This window comes from Xanthomonas hydrangeae, from assembly GCF_032697525.1.
Lineage (GTDB): Bacteria > Pseudomonadota > Gammaproteobacteria > Xanthomonadales > Xanthomonadaceae > Xanthomonas > Xanthomonas hydrangeae.
On record NZ_CP103836.1, the window covers coordinates 5,018,561 to 5,043,935 of the forward strand.

15 protein-coding genes are annotated in these 25,375 nt (G+C 64.8%); 9 read left to right on the forward strand and 6 right to left on the reverse strand.

What is annotated here, in order from left to right; translation table 11 throughout:
* Window positions 1-2: 2 nt before the first annotated feature.
* Complete coding sequence (locus tag NYR97_RS21230; RefSeq protein ID WP_205394484.1) at window positions 3-758, reverse strand: gamma-glutamyl-gamma-aminobutyrate hydrolase family protein; 756 nt, start codon at window positions 756-758, stop codon at window positions 3-5.
* Between the two features lie 162 nt (window positions 759-920).
* Between NYR97_RS21230 and NYR97_RS21235 the strand changes: the two genes are divergently transcribed.
* From NYR97_RS21235 to NYR97_RS21245, 3 genes are all read left to right on the forward strand, one after another.
* Window positions 921-2,300 carry a glutamine synthetase family protein gene (locus NYR97_RS21235; RefSeq protein ID WP_316695625.1) on the forward strand — a complete coding sequence of 460 codons (1,380 nt, stop codon included), beginning with the start codon at window positions 921-923 and terminating at the stop codon, window positions 2,298-2,300.
* Window positions 2,300-3,616 (forward strand): NAD(P)/FAD-dependent oxidoreductase, encoded by a 1,317-nt coding sequence (locus NYR97_RS21240; protein WP_316695626.1) that lies wholly within the window; start codon window positions 2,300-2,302, stop codon window positions 3,614-3,616. The genes NYR97_RS21235 and NYR97_RS21240 overlap by 1 nt, the downstream gene beginning before the upstream one ends.
* A 605-nt stretch (window positions 3,617-4,221) precedes the next feature.
* Window positions 4,222-5,520, forward strand: coding sequence for a diguanylate cyclase (locus NYR97_RS21245; protein ID WP_316695627.1), 1,299 nt, complete (start codon window positions 4,222-4,224; stop codon window positions 5,518-5,520).
* Window positions 5,521-5,606: 86 nt separating this feature from the next.
* Here the strand turns inward: NYR97_RS21245 and NYR97_RS21250 are convergent, their stop codons facing one another.
* From NYR97_RS21250 to NYR97_RS21270, 5 genes are all read right to left on the reverse strand, one after another.
* On the reverse strand, window positions 5,607-6,914 hold the full coding sequence (locus NYR97_RS21250; RefSeq protein WP_316695628.1) for an MFS transporter: 1,308 nt from the start codon (window positions 6,912-6,914) through the stop codon (window positions 5,607-5,609).
* A gap of 1,784 nt (window positions 6,915-8,698) precedes the next feature.
* On the reverse strand, window positions 8,699-8,977 hold the full coding sequence (locus NYR97_RS21255; RefSeq protein WP_316695629.1) for a hypothetical protein: 279 nt from the start codon (window positions 8,975-8,977) through the stop codon (window positions 8,699-8,701).
* Window positions 8,967-11,315 carry an FdhF/YdeP family oxidoreductase gene (locus tag NYR97_RS21260; RefSeq protein ID WP_205394478.1) on the reverse strand — a complete coding sequence of 783 codons (2,349 nt, stop codon included), beginning with the start codon at window positions 11,313-11,315 and terminating at the stop codon, window positions 8,967-8,969. Before NYR97_RS21260 ends, NYR97_RS21255 begins: the two co-directional genes overlap by 11 nt.
* Window positions 11,312-12,157, reverse strand: a complete 846-nt coding sequence (fdhD, locus tag NYR97_RS21265) for a formate dehydrogenase accessory sulfurtransferase FdhD (RefSeq protein ID WP_316695630.1) — start codon at window positions 12,155-12,157, stop codon at window positions 11,312-11,314. The genes NYR97_RS21260 and fdhD overlap by 4 nt, the downstream gene beginning before the upstream one ends.
* 6 nt (window positions 12,158-12,163) lie before the next feature.
* Entirely contained in the window at window positions 12,164-13,840 is a 1,677-nt protein-coding gene (locus NYR97_RS21270) for an OFA family MFS transporter (RefSeq protein WP_316695631.1), read from the reverse strand.
* Window positions 13,841-14,236: 396 nt separating this feature from the next.
* Between NYR97_RS21270 and aptA the strand changes: the two genes are divergently transcribed.
* From aptA to NYR97_RS21300, 6 genes are all read left to right on the forward strand, one after another.
* Window positions 14,237-15,601: an omega-aminotransferase AptA gene (aptA, locus tag NYR97_RS21275; protein ID WP_316695632.1), complete on the forward strand. Its 1,365-nt coding sequence runs from the start codon at window positions 14,237-14,239 to the stop codon at window positions 15,599-15,601.
* A 124-nt stretch (window positions 15,602-15,725) separates the two neighbouring features.
* Entirely contained in the window at window positions 15,726-16,580 is an 855-nt protein-coding gene (locus tag NYR97_RS21280) for a plasmid replication/partition related protein (RefSeq protein ID WP_316695633.1), read from the forward strand.
* Between the two features lie 291 nt (window positions 16,581-16,871).
* Window positions 16,872-18,176 (forward strand): DUF445 domain-containing protein, encoded by a 1,305-nt coding sequence (locus NYR97_RS21285; protein ID WP_316695635.1) that lies wholly within the window; start codon window positions 16,872-16,874, stop codon window positions 18,174-18,176.
* A 207-nt stretch (window positions 18,177-18,383) separates the two neighbouring features.
* The gene (locus tag NYR97_RS21290; protein ID WP_316695636.1) at window positions 18,384-22,478 is read left to right on the forward strand and encodes a CHASE domain-containing protein; all 4,095 of its coding nucleotides are present in this window, start codon (window positions 18,384-18,386) and stop codon (window positions 22,476-22,478) included.
* Between the two features lie 33 nt (window positions 22,479-22,511).
* Window positions 22,512-23,504: a response regulator gene (locus NYR97_RS21295; protein WP_316695638.1), complete on the forward strand. Its 993-nt coding sequence runs from the start codon at window positions 22,512-22,514 to the stop codon at window positions 23,502-23,504.
* Between the two features lie 404 nt (window positions 23,505-23,908).
* On the forward strand, window positions 23,909-25,339 hold the full coding sequence (locus NYR97_RS21300; RefSeq protein WP_316695640.1) for a DHA2 family efflux MFS transporter permease subunit: 1,431 nt from the start codon (window positions 23,909-23,911) through the stop codon (window positions 25,337-25,339).
* The last annotated feature ends 36 nt before the right edge of the window (window positions 25,340-25,375 follow it).

Sequence of the window (25,375 nt, forward strand, 5' to 3'; positions counted from 1 at the left end):
CCTCACTGACCGCGTTGAGCTGCGTATTGACGACAGGCCTCGCCGAAGGCCTGGAAGATGGCACGGTAGAACGGATGCTGTGTGACACGCCACTCCGGATGCCATTGCACCGCGAGCAAAAAGCCCGGCCCGGCGCCGCGAAAGGCTTCGATCAGGCCATCCGGTGCAGTGGCTTCGACCACCAGCCCGTCGGCGAGCTTCGCAATACCCTGCCCGTGCAGCGAATTCACCCGCACCTGCGCAGCCTCGCTCATGCCGGCCAACCAGCCGCCGGGTTGCAGCTGCACCAGATGCGCAGGGCCGTATTGCGTGTCCAGCGGTGCGCTGCGGTCTTCGCGATGATCGGCCAGGCCGGGCACCTCATGCACGCGTTGATGCAAGCGCCCGCCCAGCGCCACGTTGACCTCCTGCAGGCCGCGGCAGATCGCCAGCACCGGCAGGCCACGCGCAATCGCCTGCGGGATCAGGCCAAGGCTGGTGGCATCGCGTGCGGGATCATGCAGGTTGCCTTCCCAACTGGGCTCGTCGCTGTAGTGATGCGGTTCGACATTGCTCACCGCACCAGTCAGCAACAGGCCATCCAACCGGTCCAGCCACACGCCTGCCTCCAGCGTGGGCTGCAGGCTCGGCAGCAACACCGGCATCGCGCCCGCCGCCTCCACCACCGCGCGAATGTATTTTTCGCCAGCAGCCAGAAACGGATGCGGCCCTTGCTGGATGCGATCGGTCGGCAACCCGACCAGTGGAACGACAGCCATGCAGACATCCCGGTGTAGAGCGTTGAACGTCAGGTGCAATGCACTTGCGATGCATCCGAACTTACCGCGCCGCCGCACGCATTGCCAAGCGCAACGCGACTGCGGTTGCGACTGCTCACGCAGGCTTTGCTAGGCTGGGCAGCGACTTCGCAGGTGGTGCCCATGGCTTCCGAAAACTTCGCCGCGTCCTTGCCTGCGGCCGATGCCGCCACGCTGGCGCGCATCGATGGCTGCGAATTGGTCGACCTGCTGCTGCCCGACACCAACGGCGTGCTGCGTGGCAAACGTGTGACAGGCGAGGCGCTGGGCAAGATCTATCGCGATGGCGTGTGCCTGCCGATGTCGCTGATCGCCACCGACATCACCGGAAATACCGTGGAAGAAACCGGGCTGGGCTACGCCATCGGCGATGCCGACCGCATCTGCCGGCCGATCGAAGGCTCGCTGCGCCCGGTGCCGTGGGCACCGCAGCCGATGGCGCAGCTGCTGCTGGCGATGCACAACCCCGATGGCAGCGTGTTCGAGGTCGCACCACGCGCGGTATTGCAGCGTGTGTTGCGTGGCTTTGCCGCGCTCGGCCTGACCCCGGTGATCGCGGTGGAACTGGAGTTCTATCTGTTCGACGCAGTGGCCGATGCGCAGGGGCGTCCGCAGACCCCGCGCGACCCCGTCACCGGTGAGCGCAGCGACAGCACCCAGGTGTATTCGCTGCAGGACCTGGACGACCAGCGCGACTTCACCGATGCAGTCACCGCCGCCTGCCGGCAACAAGGCATCCCCGCCGATACGGCGGTGGCCGAATACGCGCCCGGGCAGTTCGAAATCAACCTGCAGCATCGCGCCGACGCGGTGGCCGCCTGCGACGACGCACTGCTGCTCAAACGCACCATCAAGGCGATTGCGCAGCAGCAGGGCAAGCTCGCCAGCTTCATGGCCAAGCCGTTCCCGGGCCAGGCCGGCAGCGGCTTGCATCTGCATGTGAGCCTGCTCGATGCCGATGGCCACAACGTGTTTGCCAGCAGCGCCGCTGCACCGGCAGACAGCCTGCGCCACGCCATCGCCGGGCTGCAGCGGCATGCGGCTGCGTCGCTGCTGGTGTTCGCGCCGCATGCCAACAGTTATCGGCGCTTCGTCAGCAATGCCTTCGTGCCACTGGATGCGAGCTGGGGCTTCAACAATCGCACCGTGGCGCTGCGCATTCCGCATAGCGATGCGCGCAATACCCGGATCGAACACCGCATCGCCGGCGCGGATGCCCACCCGTACCTGGTCGCTGCTGCCGTGCTCGCCGCCATGCTGGATGGCCTGCAGCACCCCGGCGAGCCCACCGCGCCAGTCACCGGCAATACCTATGCACAGTCGGTGTTCCAGCCGCGTACCTGGCAGGGCGCAGTCGATGCATTTGGCGCCAGCCCTTTCATCGGCGAGCAGTTCGGCAGCCAGTTCCAGCATGTGTTCGGCCAGCAGAAACAACGCGAATTGCTCGACTACCAGGCGCTGGTGCCGGATCTGGATTACGCCCGGTATCTGCGGACCGTGTGATGGGCGCCCCGGCCACATCATCGCCAGACACTGACACGCCGGGCAACGGCTATCCCGACAGTTGGTACGCGCGCAGCACGCCCGCCTTGCCGGAGCAGCCGCGCCTGCAAGGCGTTGAACGCGCCGATGTCTGCATTCTCGGCGCCGGCTACACCGGCCTCACTGCGGCCCTGGCCCTGGCCGAGGCCGGCTACCAGGTCATCGTGCTGGAAGCCAGGCGCATCGGCTGGGGCGCGTCCGGGCGCAACGGCGGCCAGGCCATCGTGGGCTACGGCTGCGAGCAGGAAACGCTGGAAGCATTGGTCGGAAATGCCGATGCGCGGCTGTTGTTCGACTTCTCACGCGACGGCATGCGCCTGCTGCGCGCGCGCATCGAGCGTCATGCCATCGCCTGCGACTGGCGCGACGGCCAGGCCCATGTGCCCCTGAAACCGCGCCAGGTGCAGGCCTTGCAGCACGGCATCGTGCGCATGGCCGAGCGCTACGACTACCCGCTGGAATGGTGGGACCGCACGCGTACGCGACAGGTGCTGGACAGCCCGCTGTATCTGGGCGCGATGTTCGACCCGGCCAGCGGTCATTTGCACCCACTGGCCTACGCGCTCGGCCTAGCCCGCGCGGCGCTGGCCGCCGGCGTGCGCATCTACGAAGACTCGGCGGTGACCCGGCAGGAACACGGCGACCGCGTGGTGATGCACACCGCCCAGGGCAGCGTCAGCGCCGACTTCGGCGTGATCGCCGGAAATGCCTTGCTACACGGCATTTCCACATCGCTGGAACGCCATATCATGCCGGTCGGCACCTATGTCGGCGCGACGCCACCGCTGGGCGAGGCTCGCGCACGCGCCCTGATCGCCAACGACATGGCCGTGGCCGATACCAACTGGGCGCTGGACTATTACCGGCTCAGCGCCGACCACCGGCTGCTGTTCGGCGGGCGCGCCAGTTATTCCTCGCGCCCGCCGCCCGGCTTGAACCGCTTGATGACACAGCGCATGCACACCGTATTCCCGCAGCTACGCGGCGTGCCGTTGGAAACGCTGTGGGGCGGCTATGTGGACATCTCGCGCAACCGCGCCCCGCACTGGGGCCGGCTGGCGGCCAACGTCTATTTTGCGCAGGGCTTCTCCGGCCATGGCGTGGCCGCCACCGGTCTTGCCGGTCATGTCATCGCCGAGGCCATCACAGGTCAAAGCCAGCGTCTGGACGTGTTCGAGCGTATCCCGCATCTGCCCTTCCCTGGCGGACAGCGGCTGCGCACCCCGCTACTTGTGGCGGCGATGAGCTGGTACCGGCTACGCGATGCGCTGTGGTGATCTGCGCCTGAGAGCGGCTGACAAAACTACTTCACGTTGTTCGATTGCAGAGCTGCTGAGCTGCGATTTGGCTGCAGGGCCCTTGCCCGCCCACCCTCGCGGGACACGCCGCAAGTACGTCCGTGTAGGCTCTTACGCGGCATCCATGCCGCGTAAGGTCCCGCGACGGTGGGCGGGCAAGGACCAGTCAAGATGGTCGGTGTGCATGGTGCAAGCAATGCCTTACGTGGGTTGTTTAGATAACGGCACGCCTGATTCATCTTCTCAATGTAAGCCGAGCGATGGACAAGCTTTAAGAAAGCAACCGACAAACTCTCTGGTGCGGTGTCCTCACCGATTGCGGGACCGTGTGGCGGCATGGATGCCGCCACCGAGCCTACATGGACGTACTTGCGGCGTGTCCCGCGAGCGGTGAGGGCACCGCGCCCTCGACCCACGCAGCGTTTGATCTGGACCTCTGACTGCATCCGCCAAGATGCGGCCGACAAAACTACTGCACTCATTTGTTAACCGCTCTTAGTCTTTGACACTTTGAGACGAAGCGCTTAAGTTTTGGCGAGCAGAGCCGTTAGCTGGTATGACGGTTCGATCCGCACGGCCAACCGATGTCCCCAGGCACCTTACATCGCAATAGTGAAATCGCAGTCTTGCCGCAACGCGTGTTGCTGGTGGAAAACTCGCGCACGTTCACCAGCATGCTGCGAGAAGCCATCGAGCAACGCGTGGAACTGCCCGTGACGGTTGTCTCGACCCTGGCCGAAGCGGCACGCGTACTCGACGAAGAAGATGGTTGGTTCCTGGTCCTGACCGGGCTGGTACTGGTGGATGGCGACCGCGACAAGGTCGTGGAATTTTTCCTTTCGCGCAAACTGCCCACCGTGGTGGTCAGCGGCGTCTACGACGAGGATCTGCGCCAGCGCGTGCTGCAGCAGCAGATCATCGATTACGTGCTCAAGAACGCGCCAGGTGCGATCGAATATCTGGCCTGGCTGGTGCAGCGCCTGGAGCGCAATCGCCGTATCGCCGCGCTTGTGGTGGACGACTCCTTGTCTGCGCGTACCTATGCCGGCGCATTGCTGTCGATGTACGGCTACCGCGTGGTGCTCGCTGCCGATGGTGCCTCTGGCCTGCAGGCGATCGAGCACGACCCCGGCATTCGCCTGACCATCGTCGATCAGGAAATGCCCGGCATGGAAGGCGTGGAATTCACCCGCCGGCTGCGGGCGATCCGTTCGCGCGACAAGGTCGCGGTGATCGGCATTTCCGGCAATAGCGATTCATCGCTGATCCCGCGTTTCCTGAAGAACGGTGCCAACGATTTCCTGCGCAAGCCGTTCTCGCGCGAAGAATTTTTCTGCCGCGTGTCGCAGAACGTGGACCAGCTGGAGTTGATCGGCACGCTGCAGGATCTGGCCACCCGCGACTTCCTCACCGGCCTGCCCAATCGGCGTTACTTCCTGGAACAGAGCCAGCGGGTGATTCCGCAATTGCTGTCGCAGGACCAGACGGTCACTGCGGCAATGCTGGACATCGATCACTTCAAACACATCAACGACACCTGGGGCCACGAAGCCGGCGACCAGGCGTTGCGCGCGGTGGCCGCCTCGGTCTCCGGGCATGCACGGCCGCAGGATCTGGTGGCCCGCTTCGGCGGCGAAGAATTCTGCCTGCTGGTGCCGGGGCTGGATGTGGCCAACGCCAGCGACTATTTCGAAACCCTGCGCGAACGCATCAGCGCCTTGCGTGTAAGCGTGGGCGACGAGACGCTGAGCATGACGGTCAGCATCGGTGTCTGCATCGCCAGCGAAGGCGATCAGTCGCTGCATCATCTGTTGAACGAGGCGGACAAGCACCTGTATCTGGCCAAGGCCGGCGGTCGCAATCAGGTACGTCTGGCAGTCTGATCGAGGCTGGCTGAGCCGCGCAGCAAGCGCCTGCCGGCATGCAATCAGGCATGATCGCTAGCGCTTCATCGCGCGCCAGCGCGCTCCTATACCGGCGGATGCGCTTGGCTGGAGCGCCGCCGCATCGCACGCGCGGCGATCAACGCCAACAGACTCAACACCGCAGCGCCCCCCAGATACTGCCCGACCGCCTGCACGCCATAACGTGCGGCCAGTTGCGTGGCCACATACGGCGCCGGCGCCGCACCCAGAATACTGGCCAGATTGAACGATAACGAGGCGCCGGTGTAACGCACCTCGGTGGGATACAACTCGGCCAGCAGCGTGCCGCAGGGGCCGTAGGTCAACCCCATGAAAAAGAAGCCCAATCCCAGGAAGATCAACACCTGCAACGGGTGATTGGCCTGAAACAACGGCGCGAATGCCAGCCCGAACGCAATGATCGCGATGCTGGCCAGCATCATCGCCAGCGGTGCGCCATGGCGATCACCAAACTTGGCCGAAAGCGGAATGCCGATGGCGAAAAAGACGATACCGGCCATCTGCAGCAACAGAAACTGCTCCTTGTCGTAGCCCAGCGTCTTGGTGCCGTAGCCCAGCGCGAACACCGTCATCAGATAGAACAGCACGAAGGTGGCGAACGCACCCAGCGTGCCGACGATCAAGGCCGGCCAGTGCCGGGTGATCACCGTGCCCAATGGCAGGCGTACGCGTGTTTTGTGGTCAAGGGTCTTCTGGAAATCCGGCGTCTCGGTGATGCTCAGGCGTACCCACAGCCCGGTCAGCACCAGCAGCGCGCTGGCCAGAAAGGGCACACGCCAGCCCCATTGCATGAACTGTGCATCGTCGAGCACTGCGCCCATGCCCAGGAAGGTGCCAGTGGACAATAGAAAGCCCAGCGGCGCGCCCAGCTGCGGAAACATGCCGTACCACACGCGTTTGCCCGGCGGCGCGTTTTCGGTGGCAAGCAACACCGCCCCACCCCATTCGCCGCCCAGACCCAGGCCCTGTCCGAAACGGCACAACGCCAGCAGCGCGGGCGCAAACACGCCGATCTGTGCGTAGCTGGGCAGCAAGCCGATCACCACCGTGGACAAGCCCATCGTCAGCAGCGCCGCCACCAGCGTGGCCTTGCGCCCGACCCGATCGCCGAAGTGACCGAACACGGCCGAGCCCACCGGCCGCGCGACGAATGCGACGGCGAATGTCGCCAACGACTGCAGCATCGCGGCGCTGCCATCGCCGGCAGGAAAGAACAAGGTGGGGAACACCAGCACTGCGGCAGTGGCGTAAATATAGAAATCGAAGAACTCGATGGTGGTGCCGATCAAACTGGCGAACAGCACGCGCGCAGGCGAATTGATGGGCGAAGCAAGCGGCGCGGCAGCAGTCATCGTTGATCGGCATCCAGACAAGACAAGACGGCCGATTCTGGCAGATTGCAGCAGCAGTTTGCGCGGACCAACCAGCCTGCAAAAAGTTACAGGCGTGACCGTCCGCTTTGCGGCAGCAGGGCTGTGAGATTCGGTTGAAGCGGTGAAGGAGTGCGGATAGATCGCTTGTAGAGCCGATGATCTTCGGCTTGGCTGCAGGGCCCCTCGCCCGCCCAGCATCGTGGGACACACGGAAAGTCAGGAGCGTTTGGACAATGCGGATAGATCGCTTGTAGAGCCGATGATCTTCGGCCTGGCGGCAGGGCCCTTGCCCGCCTACCGTCGCGGGACACGCCGCAAGTACGTCCGTGTAGGCTCTTACGCGGCATCCATGCCGCGTAAGGTCCCGCGACGGTAGGCGGGCAAGGACCAGTCGAGAATGTTGGTGTGCATAGTTTTCAATAAACAGGCGGCAAACTTTCTGGTGCGGTGTCCTCACCGATTGCGGGACCGTGTGGCGGCATGGATGCCGCCACCGAGCCTACATGGACGTACTTGCGGCGTGTCCCGCGAGCGGTGAGGGCATCGCGCGCTCGACTAACCAGGCTTTTGACGTAAGCATTTGACTGCATCGATGACGACGCACCGAATCGAAGATTGGTTGGCTTTGAGTAGTTGGACAATGCGGATAGATCGCTTGTAGAGCCGACGATCTTCGGCTTGGCTGCAGGGCCCTCGCCCGCCCACCGGCGCGGGACACGCCGCAAGTACGTCCGTGTAGGCTCTTACGCGGCATCCATGCCGCGTAAGGTCCCGCGACGGTAGGCGGGCAAGGACCAGTCGAGAATGTCGGTGTGCATAGTTTTCAATAAACAGGCGGCAAACTTTCTGGTGCGGTGTCCTCACCGATTGCGGGACCGTGTGGCGGCATGGATGCCGCCACCGAGCCTACAGGGACGTACTTGCGGCGTGTCCCGCGAGCGGTGAGGTCACCGCGCGCTCGACTAACCAGGCTTTTGACCTAAGCATTTGACTGCATCGATGACGACGCACCGAATCGAAGATCGGTTGGCTTTGAGTAGTTGGACAATGCGGATAGATCGCTTGTAGAGCCGACGATCTTTGGCTTGGCTGCAGGGACCTCGCCCGCCTACCGGCGCGGGACACGCCGCAAGTACGTCCGTGTAAGGCTCTTACGCGGCATCCATGCCGCGTAAGGTCCCGCGCCGGTAGGCGGGCAAGGACCAGTCGAGAAAGTCGGTGTGCATGGTTGCATGCAGCGCATGACGTGCGTTATTTGGATGACGCCGGGTCCGATCAGCTTTCTAACGCAAGCCGAGCAACAGACAGGCTTTCATCCGACCACCGACCAACATTCTGGTGCGGTGTCCTCTCCGCTTGCGGGACCGTGTGGCGGCATGGATGCCGCCACCGAGCCTACAGGGACGTACTTGCGGCGTGTCCCGCGAGCGGTGAGGGCACCGCGCGCTCGACTAACCAGGCTTTTGACCTAAGCATTCGACTGCATCGATGACGACGCACCTAATCGAAAGATTGGTTGGCTTTGAGTGTTGGACAATGCGGATAGATCGCTTGTAGAGCCGATGATCTTCGGCTTGGCTGCAGGGCCCTTGCCCGCCCACCATCGCGGGACACGCTGCGAGTACGTCCTTGTAAGCTCTTACGCGGCATCCATGCCGCGTAAGGTCCCGCGCCGGTAGGCGGGCAAGGACCAGTTGAGAATGTCGGTGTGCATGTTGAGAAAGTCGGTGTGCATGGTTGCATGCAAACAACCAGCAACTTTCTTAGTCAACGGGTGGCGCTTGCGCCGTTTCGCGCTGCGCATGCGCTGCCAACCCGGCAGGCGTCAGCAGCGCGAATTGCCGCTCGCCGCGGTCTTCCACCTGGATCCAACCCGGACCAGGTTGGCCATCAAGACTGGCGCTGCCCAGCCAGGCCAATGTACGCAGCAGCACGCTCATGCGCACACCCAATTGCTTGCACAACCGCGCCAGCGACACGCCATCGGGTGCGTCGGCCAGCGCGGTGAGCAGGTGTGCGGTGAGCTGTGGATCAGCGGACAAGCACGGCCCCGATATCGCGCGATGCGGCATCCGCAGTCTCGGCACGGTGCGGCAGCACGATCACCGGAATCGACTTGGAGGTGGGCGTGCGCGCTTCGTCGGCGAAGCTGGATAGCGGCACCAACGCGTTGGTTTCCGGGTAGTAGGCCGCCAGACAGCCGCGCGGGATGTTGTAGTCCACCAGCAGGAAGCGGCGCGCCTCGCGGTGTACGCCGTCTTCGCACAGGCTTTCCAGGTCCACCCAATCGCCAGCCTTCATGTTCAATGCCGCGATGTCGGCGCCGTTGATGAAGAGCACGCGGCGCTCGCCGAATACGCCGCGATAGCGATCGTCCAGGCCGTAGATGGTGGTGTTGTATTGATCGTGCGAGCGCGTGGTGGCGAGCGTAAACACCATCTGGTCGCTGTGGCTGCGACGTGCGCGGTGGATCGGGTTGTCGGTGGGCACTGCGTGCGGCTTGAACACTGCGCGCTGCTCGGGCGTCACCCACTGCCGATCGCGCGCGGTGTTGGACAGACGAAATCCGCCCGGCGTGCGCACGCGCTGATTGAAGTCGGCAAAGTCCGGGAATACCTGCGCGATCAGATCGCGCACCCGGTCGTAGTCGCCTACCAACCAACGCCAGCGGATTGCACTGCGCGCACCCAAGGTGGCCTCGGCCAGGCGCGCCACGATCGCCGGCTCGGACAACAGGTCCGGTGAGGCCGGCGGATTGATGCCGGCCGACAGGTGCACCATGCTCATCGAATCTTCCACCGTCACGCCTTGCGAGCCGGCGTCCTGGATGTCGATTTCGGTGCGCCCCAGGCACGGCAGGATCAGCGCATCGCGGCCATGCACCAGGTGGCTGCGATTGAGCTTGGTGGTGACATGCACGGTGAGTTCGCAATTGCGCAGCGCGCGATGCGTGGCATCGGTATCCGGCGTGGCGGCGGCGAAGTTGCCGCCCATCGCGAAGAACACCTTGCCGCGCCCATCCAGCATCGCCTCGATCGCACCGACGGTGTCGAAGCCGTCTTCGCGTGGCGGCGCAAAGCCGAACACCGATTGCAGCTTGTCCAGGAATGCGGCCGGCGGCTTTTCGTAGATCATCATCGTGCGGTCGCCCTGCACGTTGCTGTGCCCGCGCACCGGACACACGCCCGCGCCCGGCCGGCCCAGATGGCCGCGCAGCAACAGCAGGTTGGTGATCATGTGGATGGTGGCCACCGAGTGCTTGTGCTGGGTGATGCCCATGCCCCAGCAGGCGATCACGCGCTCGGCGTTGAGATAAATTTCGCCGGCCTTGCGCAGCGCCGCTTCGTCCAGGCCGGACTCTTCGACGATGGTGTCCCAGGCTTCCGCCTGCACATCGGCAGCGAAGGCGTCGAAGTTGGCGGTGTGCGCGTCGATGAATTCCAGATCCAGCAGCCGTGGCGCGCCATCGCGCTGGGCCTGCGCATCGCGCTCCAGCACGTGCTTGATGATGCCCTTCACCGCGGCCAGATCGCCGCCGATCTTGAGCTGGAAATAATCCGAGGCGATGCGCGTGGAGCCGTTGTGCAGCATCTCCAGCTTGTCCTGCGGGTCGGCGAACTTCTCCAGCCCGCGCTCGCGCAGCGGGTTGAACGCGGCGATCGCCGCGCCGCGCTTGGAGGCCTGACGCAACTCGCCGAGCATGCGCGGGTGATTGGTGCCCGGGTTCTGGCCGAAGATGAAGATCGCATCGGCCAGTTCGAAGTCGTGCAGCGACACCGTGCCCTTGCCTACGCCGATCTGCGAGCGCAGCGCGGTGCCGGAGGGCTCGTGGCACATGTTGGAGCAGTCCGGGAAGTTGTTGGTGCCAAACTCGCGCACGAACAACTGATACAGGAATGCCGCCTCGTTGCTGGTGCGCCCGGAGGTGTAGAAGATCGCCTCGTCCGGGGTCGCCAGGCCATTGAGATGCCCGGCGATCTGCGCGAATGCATCGTCCCAGCTCACCGGCACGTAGTGATCGCTGGCCGCGTCGTAACGCATCGGGTGGGTCAGGCGGCCCTGCCCTTCCAGCCAGTAATCGCTGTACTGCGACAGCAGACTGACGCTGTGCGAGGCAAACAACTCGTTGCCGGCGCGACGCGCGGTGGATTCGGCCGCCACGGCCTTGGCGCCGTTCTCGCAGAACTCGAAGGTGGAGGTGTGATCGCGGTCCGGCCAGGCGCAACCGGGGCAGTCGAAGCCGTCCGGCTGGTTGGCGTGCAGCAGCGTCTTGGCGCCCTGCACCGCGATGTCCTGTTCCATCAGGTGCTTGGCCACCGAGCGCAATGCGCCCCAGCCGCCGGCGGGATTGTCGTACTGCTGGATGGTCTTCTTGCTCATGCGGGCTCTCCCACGCCAACGCCCAGAACCAGGCGCTGCGGATGGCTGTAAACGACACAATCGTGATCGCGGGCAAACCCGATCAGGGTCAGTCCCGCACTGTCGGCCAGGCTGATCGCCAGCGCGGTCGGTGCCGAAATCGCTGCAAGCAGCGGAATCCGGGCCTGCGCGGCTTTCATGACCATTTCGTAACTGGCGCGGCTGGTCACCACCGCAAACCCTTGCGCTGCATCGACGCGCTCGCGCGCCAATGCACCAATCAACTTGTCCAGCGCGTTATGCCGGCCAACGTCTTCGCGCACGTAACGCACCACACCTTGCGCATCGGCCCAACCGGCGGCATGCACCGCGCCGGTTTGCGCGGCGATCGGCTGCTGCGCATGCAGGTCGTCCAGCGCACGCGCCAAGGCCTCAACATCGATCTGCAGCGACGAGTGCAGCACCGGCGGCACACGCAGCACCGCTTCGATCGATTCGTTGCCGCACACCCCGCAACCGCTGCGTCCATCCAGATTGCGCCGCCGCTGATCCAACGCGGCGGCGCGCTCGGGTGGAATCTCGATCTGCAACGAGGCGCCTTCCAGAAAGGTCTCCACCGCAATCACCCGCAAGTCTTGCGGGTGATCGACGATGCCCTCGCTCAACGAGAACCCGAGCGCGAAATCCTCCAGGTCCTCCGGCGTGGCCATCATCACCGCGAACGGCACGCCGTTGTAGTTGAAAGCGACCGGCATTTCGGCCGCCACCATGTCCTGCACCGTGGCGCTGCGGCCGCCGCGATGGCGACGAACCATGCGCACCACACTGCCGGGGCGCACGGAGCGGGAAGACGGAAGTGTCATCTCATCTCAATGAAACAGCACGAAGGCTTTCTGCAGCGTGACCCAGATACCGAACAGCATCGGGATACCGACCGCCAGCCAGGCAAACGCCACCAGTGCGGGATTACCGCCATGCCCGATGCGCGCCAGTTGCTCGGGCGGCAACACGCCATGCCCGCTGCGGTCCACTTTCTCGTGCGCCAGCTGCTTTTCGCGCGCCAGCTCGTCCGGCGTCATGAAGTGGCGCGCGGCCACCGGGCGCACCAACAGATTGCAGATCAGACCGAGCACCAACATGCCGGCGAGGATGTACATGGTGGTGTTGTAGACCTGTGACGGCGGGCTGCCGTGCGCCAGTTGGTACTCACGCATATAGCCGACGACCACCGGACCGAGGATGCCGGCGGTGGCCCAGGCGGTCAGCAGACGGCCGTGGATCGCGCCGACCATCTGGGTACCGAACAGGTCGGCCAGATACGCCGGAATGGTGGCGAAGCCGCCGCCGTACATCGACAGGATGATGCAGAAGATGCCCGCAAACAGCGCGATGCCACCGACGTCACCGGCCGACGGCGCGGCAGCGTACAGGCAGATGCCGAGCACGAAGAACAGCGTGTAGGTGTTCTTGCGGCCGAGCTTGTCGGACATGCTGGCCCAGAAGAACCGGCCACCGATATTGAACAGGCTCAACAGACCGGTGAACCCGGCGGCAATGGCGGCGATGCTGGCCAGCTGGGTCGGATCCAGGCTGCCGAAGCCGACGTCCACGCCGATCAACCGGCCGCCGAACACTTCCTGCAACATCGGCGAGGACATGCCGATCACGCCGATACCTGCCGAGACGTTCAGGCACAGCACGCCCCACAGCAACCAGAACTGCGGGATGCCCCAGACCTTGCTCACGTGCACGTGGTTGGCGGTGATCATGGCGTTGCTGCTGGCCACCGGTGCGGTCCAGCCGGCCGGCGTCCAGCCGCTCGGCGGCACCCGGTAGCCGAACGCACCGGCCATCATGAAGACGAAGTACAGCGCCGCCATCACCAGGAAGGTTTCCATCACGCCCACCGAAGTCGGCGTGGCGAAGTGGCGCATCAGCGCATCGGCCAGCGGGCTGCCGATCATCGCGCCGCCGCCGAAGCCCATGATCGCCATACCGGTCGCCATACCACGGCGGTCCGGGAACCACTTGATCAGGGTCGACACCGGCGAGATGTAACCCAGGCCAAGACCGATCCCGCCGATCACGCCCGAGCCCAGCCACAGCATCCAGATCTGATGGAAGTGGATGCCGGCGGCCGAAATCACCAGGCCGCCGCACCAGCACAGCGCCGAGACCACACCGGCCTTGCGCGGGCCGGCACGTTCCAGCCAACCGCCCCAGATCGCCGCCGAGCAGCCCAGCAGCACGAAGAACAGCGTGTACATCCACTGCAATTCGCTGATCTTCCAATCGCACGTGGTGGCGACCATGCGTGCGAACAGGCCCATGTCGGCCGGGCACGCGATCGCCTCGGTGATTCCCAGCGCCTTGGACAACGGCAGCCAGAACACGCTGAAGCCGTAGGCCATCCCGATACATAGATGGATCGCCAATGCTGCCGGCGGAACCAACCAACGATTGAACCCCGGACGCGCAATGATGCGCTCCTTGGACAGCAGACCGGCGTCTGCGCTGGCTGTCGCCACGGTGGACCCTTGTGTCATTCCGTTCCCCAAAAAATACGATGAGTGCGATGTAGAGCGACCGACAAACGACTGCGCGAAGAGTGTGTCAGCGGCTCCGAATACGATTGATGGCTGCGATCGATTGGCGTCTTGCGATAAGGGCAGCAGCGACTACCAGGCCCAACAGGCAGTCGTCTGGCGCATCATCGGCGATCACTGGATCTTTGCAATGCTTCGACCCAGCCCCATACCCTGCCCGCGTCCCGCCACAGCCCGCGCCACAAGGCATTCCCGGAGGTTAGCGGCCGACGCTGCGACTAATTGACTAGTCCGTGCAGGCCGCGCGACGCGTGTCGCGGAATCGGCGTCGCAATCGGGCATTCCCAGGGGTGACGGGCGGCGCGACGCCTGCCGTACAGTCATGCCACCCCCGCGATGGAGCCTGCAATGCACGACCACCCGCTGAGCGATCAGGCGCATGCGTTACAGGCACCGGCGCAGTTGGACGCGTTCTGGATGCCGTTCACTGCCAATCGCCAGTTCAAGGCGCGCCCGCGCCTGCTGGCATCGGCAGCCGGCATGTATTACCGCGATGTCGACGGCCGCCAGATCCTGGATGGCGCCGCCGGCCTGTGGTGCTGCAACGCCGGCCATGGCCGCGAGCGCATCGTGGCGGCGATCCGCGCGCAGGCCGGCACGCTGGATTTCGCGCCGACCTTCCAGATGGGCTCGCCGCTGCCGTTCGTGCTGGCGCAGCGGCTGGCCGCGATCGCCCCGCCCGGCCTGGGCCATGTGTTCTTCACCAACTCCGGCTCGGAGGCGGTGGATAGCGCGATGAAGATCGTGCTGGCCTATCACCGCCTGCGCGGCGAGGGCCAGCGCACCCGCTTCATCGGCCGCGAGAAGGCCTATCACGGGGTCGGCTTCGGCGGCATGTCGATCGGCGGGCTGCCCAACAACCGCAAATGGTTCGGCCCGCTGCTGGCCGGTACCGACCATCTGCGGCACACGCTCGATATCGAACGCAATGCCTACTCACGTGGCCTGCCTGCGCACGGTGTCGAGCTGGCCGACGATCTGGAACGGCTGGTCACCTTGCACGACGCCTCCACCATTGCAGCGGTGTTCGTCGAACCGGTGTCCGGCTCGGCCGGCGTGATCCTGCCGCCAGAAGGCTATCTGCAGCGGCTGCGCGCCATCTGCGACCGCCACGGCATCGTGCTGGTGTTCGACGAAGTGATCACCGGCTTCGGCCGGGTCGGCGAGGCCTTCGCCGCGCAGCGCTTCGGCGTCACCCCGGACCTGATCACCGCCGCCAAGGGCCTGACCAGCGGCACCGTGCCGATGGGCGCGGTGCTGGTGGCCGATACGATCCACGCTGCCTTCATGCATGGGCCGGAAGCGGCGATCGAACTCTTCCACGGCTACACCTATTCCGGTCACCCGCTGGCCTGCGCTGCGGCCCTCGCCACGTTGGACACCTACGCCGAAGAAGGCCTGTTTGCCCGCGCGATCACGCTGGGCCCGCAATGGGAACACGCGCTGCACAGCCTGCGCGGACTGCCGCACGTGATCGACATCCGCAACGTCGGCCTGATCGGCGCGATCGAGCTGGCACCGCGCGACGGTGCGACGGGCGCACGTGGCTACGAGGTGTTCGAGCGCTGCTTCCACGACGGCGGCCTGCTGGTGCGCGTCACCGGCGATGTCATCGCGTTGTCGCCACCGCTGATCGTCACGCCCGAGCAGATCGGGCAGATCGTCGAAACGCTGGGCAGGATCCTGCGCAGCATTGCTTGACGACAGCGGCTTGATGACAGCAGCGCAAGCGCCCGCGTGTAGCGCCCGGGCGCGTCGTGGTCAAGCGCGCAAAGCCGGAGCAGGCTCACTACAATGCCGGCCCCGCACTTCCCGCAGTTGCCGCATGAACATCGTTGTCAAAGAAGAACTCAAGGCCTATATCGACCCGCTGACGCCCGACGAGCACGAGGCGCTGGAACGCAGCCTGCTGGCCGAGGGCTGCCGCGATGCGTTGGTGTTGTGGGGCGATGTGCTGGTGGATGGCCACAACCGCTACGGCATCTGCCAGAAGCACGGCCTGCCGTTCCAGACCGTGCAGAACCCGCGCTTCCAGTCGATGCAGGACGTGCATCTGTGGATGATCGAGCAGCACCTGGGCCGGCGCAGCGTGTCGGACTTCCAGCGTGGCGTGCTGGCGCTGCGCAAGCGCGAGATCCTGGCTGCGCGCCAACGTACCCAGCGCGACGCCGACGCCGCTGCTGAAGCACCAGTGGTTGGCGATGACCAGCCCGAGACCGGCCTCGATGACAGCGCCGCACGCAGCACTGAAGACAGCGACAGCCCACCGTGGGAAGAGACCTCCACCCCGGTCAGCCGCGCCGAGCTGGCGCGCGAGGCGCGCCTGAGCAACAACCAGGTGGTGATGATCGAGCGCATTCATAAACAGGCTGCCCCGGAAGTGGTGCAGGCGGTGCGGGCCGGTGAGATTTCGATCAGCGCCGCCGCCGCCGTTGCGACCTTGTCCGAGGACGAGCAACGCGCCGCCGCGCAGGCCGGCAAGGCCGAGCTCAAGCAGGCCGCCAAACGGGTGCGCGATGCCAAGCGCAAACCCAAATCCGACGAAGCCGAAGGTGGCGAAGCCGAACGCCGCGATGTGAAAGCGCTGCAGCGCCGCGTCACCGAGCTGGAAAACGAAAACACCGCGCTGCAGGCCAAGGTGGCCGCGCTGCAGTCGCAGCTGGAGCGTCTGCGCGGCTGAGTGCACGACCGACCGCAGCGCGTCACCCGTAGGAGCGCACCTGGGCGCGATGGGCTTTCCCGGTAACGCCATCGCGCGCAAGCGTGCTCCTACCGAACCATCACGCCGCAATCGCGAACGGCAACCCGTGCGCGACCGCTCGGTGCAACCACCCGTAGGAGCGCCCTCGGGCGCGATGGAGCTTTCCCGGTAACGCCATCGCGCCCGAGGGCGCTCCTACGCCGACGCCAGCAGCGTTGTCAGGCATCGCCGTGGACATGCCATCCGCACGCGACTGGGTACACTCAGGCCATGGAACCAAGCGTCAGCACTCTCCGCCCCATCGATCCCCGTCGTGCCCAGCTGCAGCGCATGAAGCTGTTGGCGGTGGCCCTGTTGCTGGCCATGTTTGCCGGCTTTGTCGTCAGTCACCTGATGGGCGAGCAAGGCATCTGGGCCTGGGTGTCGGCCTTCTGCGAAGCCGCCACGGTGGGCGCGCTGGCCGACTGGTTTGCGGTGGTGGCGTTGTTCCGCCGCCCGATGGGCCTGCCGATTCCGCATACCGCCATCCTGCCGCGCGGCAAGGACCGCCTGGCCGACGGCCTGGCCGGTTTCGTGCGCGACCAGTTTCTCGCCCCCGATGCATTGATGGACAAGCTGCGCGTGTTCGACCCGGCCAGCCGGCTCGGCGAATGGCTGGCCAAACCCGAGCAAGCCCGCATGCTCGCGCAGATGGCGCGCGGCTGGATGCAGCAGGCGCTGGAGTTGCTGGACGAAGAAGCCGTGCGTGGCGCGATCCAACGCTTCGTCGTCGACCGCCTGCGCAAATGGAATGCCGCCGCAACCGCCGGCGATGTGATGGCGCTGCTCACCACCGACGGCCGTCATCAGAAGTTGCTGGATGAAGTTCTGCTGCGGCTGGGCGAATGGCTGGACCAGGAACAGGTCAAGACGCGTGCCTCGGCGCTGATCGTGCGCTACGCGCGCCGCGAGTGGCCCAAGCTGGTCGGCACGGTGAACTGGGTCAAGCCGATCGAAGAGATCGGCGACAGCCTGGCCGATCGCATGGCGCGTGCGGCGATCGAAGAACTGCAGGACATTCTCAAAACGCCAGAGCATCCAATCAGGCTCGACTATGAAGCGTGGTTGCAGCGCTACATCGCGCGGCTGCGCGACGAGCCGGACATGGCGGTGCGGGTGGAAGAGCTCAAGCAGCGCGCGATCGAACATCCGGCGCTGCAGGAATATGTGCAAGGCCTGTGGGGCGAGATTCGCGATGCGCTGCGCAACGACCTGGCGCGTGAACAATCGTCGATGGCCGCGCATATGGAGCGCTCGATGCAATCGCTCGGCCAGGCGTTGTCGTCGGACCCCTCACTGCGTGAAGCGCTCAATCAGCATATGTTGCAGGCTGCTGACAAACTCACCTCGCGCTTGCGTGTCTCGGTGACCGAACATATTGCATCGACGATGAAAAGTTGGGACGAACGTCACCTCGTCGAACAATTGGAATTGGGTGTCGGACGCGATCTGCAATACATTCGGTTCAATGGAACGCTGGTTGGTGGATTGATTGGCCTTGCTCTTCATGCGCTATCGATCTGGCTTGCGTTCTGATGCACTGGCAGTGACCTGATCACTCACTGACAGCTGCCCAATCACGGCCAGCCGCTGACGGCCACCTATTATTTGCCGGCCACCAATGGCACGTTACAGCACCAGGGGAGTGCTGCACGGGCTGGATCATCTTCAAGCGGTACCACGAGGCCGACCTCGCCGTCGGCCAGGACACTGGGCAAGCAACAGCAAGGCAAAGGAAACAAGATGCCGAATGGCCGCTGGGATCTGCGCAGGAAGTACGGGCGCCGTACCTCGATCGGTGCACTGCTGATTCTCACCGCAGGTTTGATCGCCGCCATCCTGACCGGGCTTGCGGTGCATCGGCATAACGAACTCGAGCGTGAGCAGCGTTTCAACGATGTGGTGCGCAACCTGTCGCGCAACATCAGCGAGCGCATGTATACCTTCGAACATGGCTTGCGCGGCGCGCGCGGCGCGGTGATCGGCGCAGGCAGCGGGCTCATCAGTCGCGATCGCTTCACCCAGTACAGCCGCTCGCGCGATTATTCGCGTGAGTTCCCCGGTGTGCTGGGTTACGGCTACATCCATCGCGTGGCGCCCGCCGACGAAGCGGCCTTTCTGCAGGCTGCGCGTGCCGACGGTGCGCCCGATATCCATCGTCGCCCGTTGGCGCCCTGGGATGGCGAACGTTTCATGGTGCTGTATTTCGAACCCGAGTCCTCGGGCAACCGGCCGCTCGGGTTGGACATCGCCTCCGAGCCGCGCCGGCGTGCCGCTGCGTTGCAGGCATCGCGCAGCGGTGAGCCAATCATGACTTCGCCGGTCTCGCTGTCGGGGTATCGCATTCCCAGCGAAAGCGGATTTCTGGTGTTGCTGGCGGTCTATCGCGAAGGCATGCCGCTGCAGACGCCACAACAACGCATGCTTGCGACCACCGGCTGGGTCTATGCGCCTTTCAGCGTCGAACAGATGGTGCAAAGCACCCTGGGCGAACGCGACGATGTTGCGCTGGATTTGTCCGACAGGAACGAGCCGACCCACACGTTCTATCGCAGCGGCACGCCGTCGACCGACAGTGCGCGTCGTCAGCCGATCGTCCAGTTGCTGCCGATCTATGGGCGCACCTGGATCATCACCGCCCACCCCACTGCCAGCTTTCTCGCCTCGCTCCATCAGACCTCGCCTTGGTTGATAGGCAGCCTGGTGATGGGTGGCTCGGTGCTGTTCGCCGCGCTGCTCTGGCTGTATTTCAGCAACGGATTGCGTCGCGAAGAAGTGCTGCGCAAACAGATGGAACTGGCCGCGCTGGTCAGCAACTCCAGCGAAGCGATCGTTGCCGAAACCCCGGACGGACGCATCACACACTGGAATCCGGCGGCCGAGACGATGTTCGGTTACAGCTCGGAAGAGGCGATCGGCCGCACCTTGGCCACGCTGTTGTTGCCGCAACCGTATGCGGTCCCGGAAGTCGAGCACCCCGACGAGCCGCATCCGGTGATGACCTCTGCAGCGCAGATCATGCGCCACCGCGATAGCCACGCAGTCTATGTACTGGCCAGCAAGGCGCCGATCCTCGAAGGCGACGACACCCTCACCGGGCATTCGCATTTCTTCCGCGACATCTCCGAGCGGGTGCGCTCGCACCAGCGCATCGTCGAACTCAATGCATCGCTCGAACACCAGGTGGCCGAGCGCACCAGCGAGCTGGTGAAATTCTCCGCGCTGCAGCGCGCGATTCTGGCGCACGCCGGTTACGCCATCATCGCCACCGACTCCAGCGGTTTTGTCACGCTGTTCAACCCAGCCGCAGAAAAACTGCTGGGTTACAAGGCCGAAGAGGTGATCGGCCGGCGCAAGGCCAGCCAGTTCATCGAGCCGGAAGAACTGCAGGAGCGCGCGCACATGCTGGCCGACCAGACCGGCACACCGGTGGCGCACACCTTGGAAGCGGTGGCTGCGCTGACCAGCCTCGGCCGCAGCGACACCAGCGAATGGACCTACGTCAGTCACGAAGGCCGTCACCTGCCGGTGTTGCTCACGCTGAGCACCTTGCGCGACGACAACGATCAGGTGATCGGCTACCTGGGCGTGGCGGTGGATCTCACCGAACAGAAACTGCACGAAAAACAGCTGCGTCTGGCGATGGACGCGGCCAAGAGCGCCAACCAGTCCAAGTCCGATTTCCTGGCCAACATGAGCCACGAAATCCGCACCCCGATGAATGCCATCCTGGGCATGCTGTATCTGCTTCAACGCAGCGAGCTGCCCATTGCGGCGCTGGACATGGTCGCCAAGATCGATCGGTCTGCACGCTCGCTGCTGGAGATCATCAACGACATCCTGGATTTTTCCAAGATCGAAGCCGGGCGCATCGATCTGGAACGCGCACCGTTCGACCTCAACCAGCTGTTCGACAATATCGCCGACCTGATGCGTTCTTCGCTCAGCGCCAAGCCGGTGGAAATGATTGTCGAACCGTTGCCGCGCGACAGCCGCTGGCTGCTCGGCGATGCACTGCGCATCAATCAGGTGCTGGTCAATCTGGTCGGCAATGCGATCAAGTTCACCGAACAGGGCGAGGTGGTGCTGTCGGTGCGGCGCTTCCCCAGTGGCGACCCGAACAAGCTCAAGCTGTTGTTCTCGGTACGCGACACCGGCATCGGCATTTCCAAGGAAAAGCAGAGCCTGATCTTTTCGCCGTTTCTGCAAGCCGACACCTCCACCAGCCGGCGTTACGGCGGCAGCGGCCTGGGCCTGACCATCAGCCGGCGCTTGATCGAATTGATGGGCGGCGAGCTGGAAGTGGAAAGCGTGCCCGGCCGCGGCAGCGAATTCTATTTTGTGGTGACGCTGGAAAAATCCGCACCGCCGCAGTCACAGCGCGAGTTGCCGACGTTGCCGTTGGAGTCGATGCCACGCGTCCTGATCGCCGACGACCACGATGCGGCGCTCAACAATCTGGTGCGTATCGCCACCGAACTCGGCTGGCGTGTGGATGCGGTGACCAACGGCCAGGCCGCGTTGCAGGCGATCGAACAGGCCAGCGAGCCCTACGACGTCTTCCTGCTCGACTGGTGCATGCCCGATATCGATGGTATGGCGATCGCGCGCCAGATACGCGCACGTGCAACACCCGGCCCGCATCCGGTCATCGTGATGGTCACCGCGTACGAGCGCCGCCTGCTGGAGCAACATCCCGAGCAACAGGGTCTGGATGCGGTGATGACCAAACCAGTGACCAGTGCAGCGCTGCATCGTCTGGTGGAACAACTGTTCGACGGGCGCGCCGCTGCGCGCCCCGCCACATCCGCTTTCGTCGCACGCCGGCTGGAAGGCGCGCATCTGTTGCTGGTGGACGACAGCGAGATCAACTGCGAAGTGGCACAGCGCATTCTCGAAGGCGAAGGCGCCATGGTCACCGTGGCGCACGATGGCGAGCAGGCGGTCAACACGCTCAAGCGCGCGCCGGATCTTTTTCATCTGGTGCTGATGGATGTGCAGATGCCGGTGGTGGACGGCTATGAAGCCACGCGGCGGCTGCGGCAGATCCCTGCCCTGGCCAGCCTGCCGGTGATTGCGCTCACGGCCGGTGCGTTTCGCCCGCAACAGGAAAAAGCGCTGGAAGCCGGCATGAACGGTTTCATCGCCAAGCCCTTCAACGTGGAAGAACTGATCGCTGCCATCCGCCATTTCCTGCAGCCTGCACTGCACCGCATTCCCGCGCTTGCCCCGCAGGCCGAGCTGCACACCGGCCCTGAGTGGCAACACGCCGATTCGGAGCTATTGGATGCGGCGCGCGCACGCAGCCTGTGGCGCGAACGCGAGCCGTATGCGCGTTATCTGCTCAAACTGCTACGCGACAATCCGGACCCGGCCGAAACCGCCGCCGAGCATCTGCGCAACAACGAACTGGCCGCCATCGGTGCGCTGGCGCACAAGCTGCGCGGCGCGGCAGGGTCGCTGGCATTACCAGCGCTGGCGGGTGCGGCCGGCGATCTGGAAAACCGCATCGATGAAGGCCACGACCTCACCTCGGCGTTGACTGCGCTCAAAGACACCATGCAGCGCACCGCCACCGCGATCCATGCCTTCCTGCAAGGCAGCGAAGGCGACGAAGTCATTGTCGACGATGGTCTCGCGCTGGACGACGACAGCGTGCAGATCCTGCAGGCGGCGTTTGCCAGCGACGATGCCGACAAGATCGACCACGCGTTGCTGATCTGCACGCCACAGTTGCCGGGTAACTTGCTGCAGGAACTGCAACGCGCCATCGAGGATTTCGACTTCCGTCGCGCCGAAGCCACGTTGCGCGACTGGCAGGCCACCCACTTCCGCTGACCTCCGCCCGCGCCGGTTCGCAAGGATCCATCCATGCCGTCCCGTCCACTGCTCTGCGTCGACGACGAATCCAGCAACCTGGCGACCCTGCGCCAGCTGCTGCGAGACGATTTCCCGTTGGTCTTCGCCAAATCCGGCGGCGAGGCGCTGGATGCGGTCAGCCGCCACGCGCCGGCGCTGATCCTGCTGGATGTCGAATTGCCCGACATGGATGGATATGCGGTGGCGCGCACGCTCAAGCAGCAACCTTCCAGCACCACCATCCCGATCCTGTTCGTGACCTCGCGCAGCAGCGAGCAGGACGAACGCGCGGGGCTGGAAGCGGGCGCGGCCGATTACGTCAGCAAGCCCTACTCGCCCGCGCTGCTGAAGGCGCGCATCGCCACCCAACTGAAGCTGGCAGAAAATGCGCGCCTGGCCCAGCAGTACCGCGATGCGATCCATCTGCTCGGCACCGCCGGCCAGGGACAGGACGCCGACACCGGTGCGCATATCTGGCGCATGGCTGTGTATGCGCGCGTGCTGGCCGAAACAGTCGGTTGGTCCACGCAACAGGCGCAGCTGCTGCAGGACGCCGCGCCGCTGCACGATGCGGGCAAGATCGCCGTGCCCGGCAGCATCCTGCACAAGCCCGATGCGCTGGACGAACACGAACGCTCGGTGGTGCTGCAGCATCCGCAGGTGGGGCACGATTTGCTGCGCCACGGCCGCGGCCCGGTGTTCCAACTGGCTGCAGAAATCGCGCTGCATCATCACGAATGCTGGGACGGCAGCGGCTACCCCAAGGGGCTGGCCGGCGACGCCATTCCCGAATCCGCGCGCATCGTGGCGGTGGCCGACGTCTTCGACGCACTGTGCGGGCGGCGCGCCTACAAGGCCCCATGGACGGTGGAAGACGCCGTGCGCAAGCTGGAAAGCATGGCCGGCAAACAACTGGAACCGCGCCTGGTGCAGCATTTCCGCGAGGCCTTGCCGCAGATCCTGCAGATCAAGGACGCCTGGGACAGCCCGGCTGCGCAGCGCTGATCTGACGTTGGCTGTCTTCCGCCGTACCCTCACCCCAACCCCTCTCCCGCAGGAGAGGGGCTTTAAAACCCTTCTCCTGCGGGAGAAGGTGGCGCGCAGCGCCGGATGAGGGTGCGGCCAGCCAGGGTCGACCAGCCAGACGCGCCGTTGACTGCTCGCGTACTGCGTGACCATCACCCGCCTTAGCCGTAACCGCCAACCTCTGCATCAACGCCGACACCGATCACCCAACACCCATACCGCCCTGTCTACATCAATAAACACGCACCGTTACCCACGTGCGCTTGAACCCCGTCCCACACCAGCGGACAATACCCATGTTGCGCCGCACAACACCGTGCGACGCGGGCCGATCCGGTTGCCGTCTGCGGTGCCAGCGATGCGACCCCGCAACCGAGAGTCCGATGTCCTCCAGCGTGTCCGAGGCCGGCGCCACGCCGCCGCCGCGTTATCCCGATTACCGCATCATCTCGCTGATCCTGGCCTGCGCCATTTTCATGGAGCAGATGGACGCCACCGTGCTGGCGACCGCGCTGCCGACGCTGGCGCACGACTTCGGCGTCGCCGCGCCGGCCATGAGCATCGCCATGACCAGCTATCTGCTGGCGCTGGCGGTGCTGATTCCGGCCAGCGGCGCCATCGCCGACCGCTTCGGCCTGCGTCGCGTGTTCGGCGCATCGATCTGGGTGTTCGTCGGCGGCTCGATCCTGTGTTCGCTGGCCGACAGCCTGCCCACCATGGTTGCCGCGCGCGTGCTGCAAGGCGCGGGCGGGGCGATGATGGCCCCGCTCGGCCGGCTGATCCTGTTGCGCACCGTCGAGCGCCGCCACCTGGTGTCGGCGATGGCCTGGACGCTGGTGCCGGCCTTCATCGGCCCGATGCTCGGCCCGCCGCTAGGCGGATTTTTCGTCTCGTATCTGGACTGGCGCTGGATCTTCTACATCAACGTGCCGATCGGCATCGCCGGTTTTTTGCTGGTGCGACGCTTCATTCCGGACATTCCCACCGAATCGGCGCCCGCACGCTTCGACCTGCGCGGTTTCGTGCTGTGCGGTACCGCGTTGGGCTGCCTGTTGTTCGGCCTGGAAATGGTCAGCCAGGAAAACGGCATCGGCAAAGCGAGCTGGCTGCTGGCGATCGGCGGCAGCGCGGCACTGGGGTATCTGTGGCATGCGCGCCACCACCCTGCCCCGCTGCTGGATCTGAGCTTGCTGCGGATCGACTCGTTCCGGTTGTCGGTGATCGGCGGTGCGCTGATGCGCATCACCCAGGGCGCGCATCCGTTCCTGCTGCCGCTGCTGTTCCAGATCAGTTTCGGCATGAGCGCCGCGCACAGCGGGCGCCTGATTCTGGCTACCGCGCTCGGCGCGTTGTTGATGCGCAGCATCACCCCGCAGTTGCTGCGCCGCTTCGGTTATCGCAACAGCCTGATCGGCAACGGCGTGCTCGCCAGCCTGGGCTATATGGTGTGCGCCTTTTTCCGGCCCGACTGGCCGCACGCCCTGATGTTCGGGCTGTTGCTGTGCTGCGGTGCCTTCATGTCGTTCCAGTTCGCCGCCTACAACACCATCGCCTACGAAAACGTCCCCGCCTCGCGCATGAGCCGCGCCAGCAGCCTGTACACCACCTTGCAGCAGCTGATGCTCTCGGTGGGCGTGTGCGCCGGCGCGATGATTCTGAAACTGGCGATGCTGGCTGGCGATCATATCCAGCCGCAGCAACGCGATTTCTCGCTGGCGTTCTGCGTGGTCAGCCTGATCTCGCTCAGCGCCACCTGGTGGCATCTGCGCTTCGACAAGCATGCCGGGCAGGAAATGAGCGGACACCGCGCCTAGCGCGCGTTATCGACGTGGATTCGCCTGACAACACCG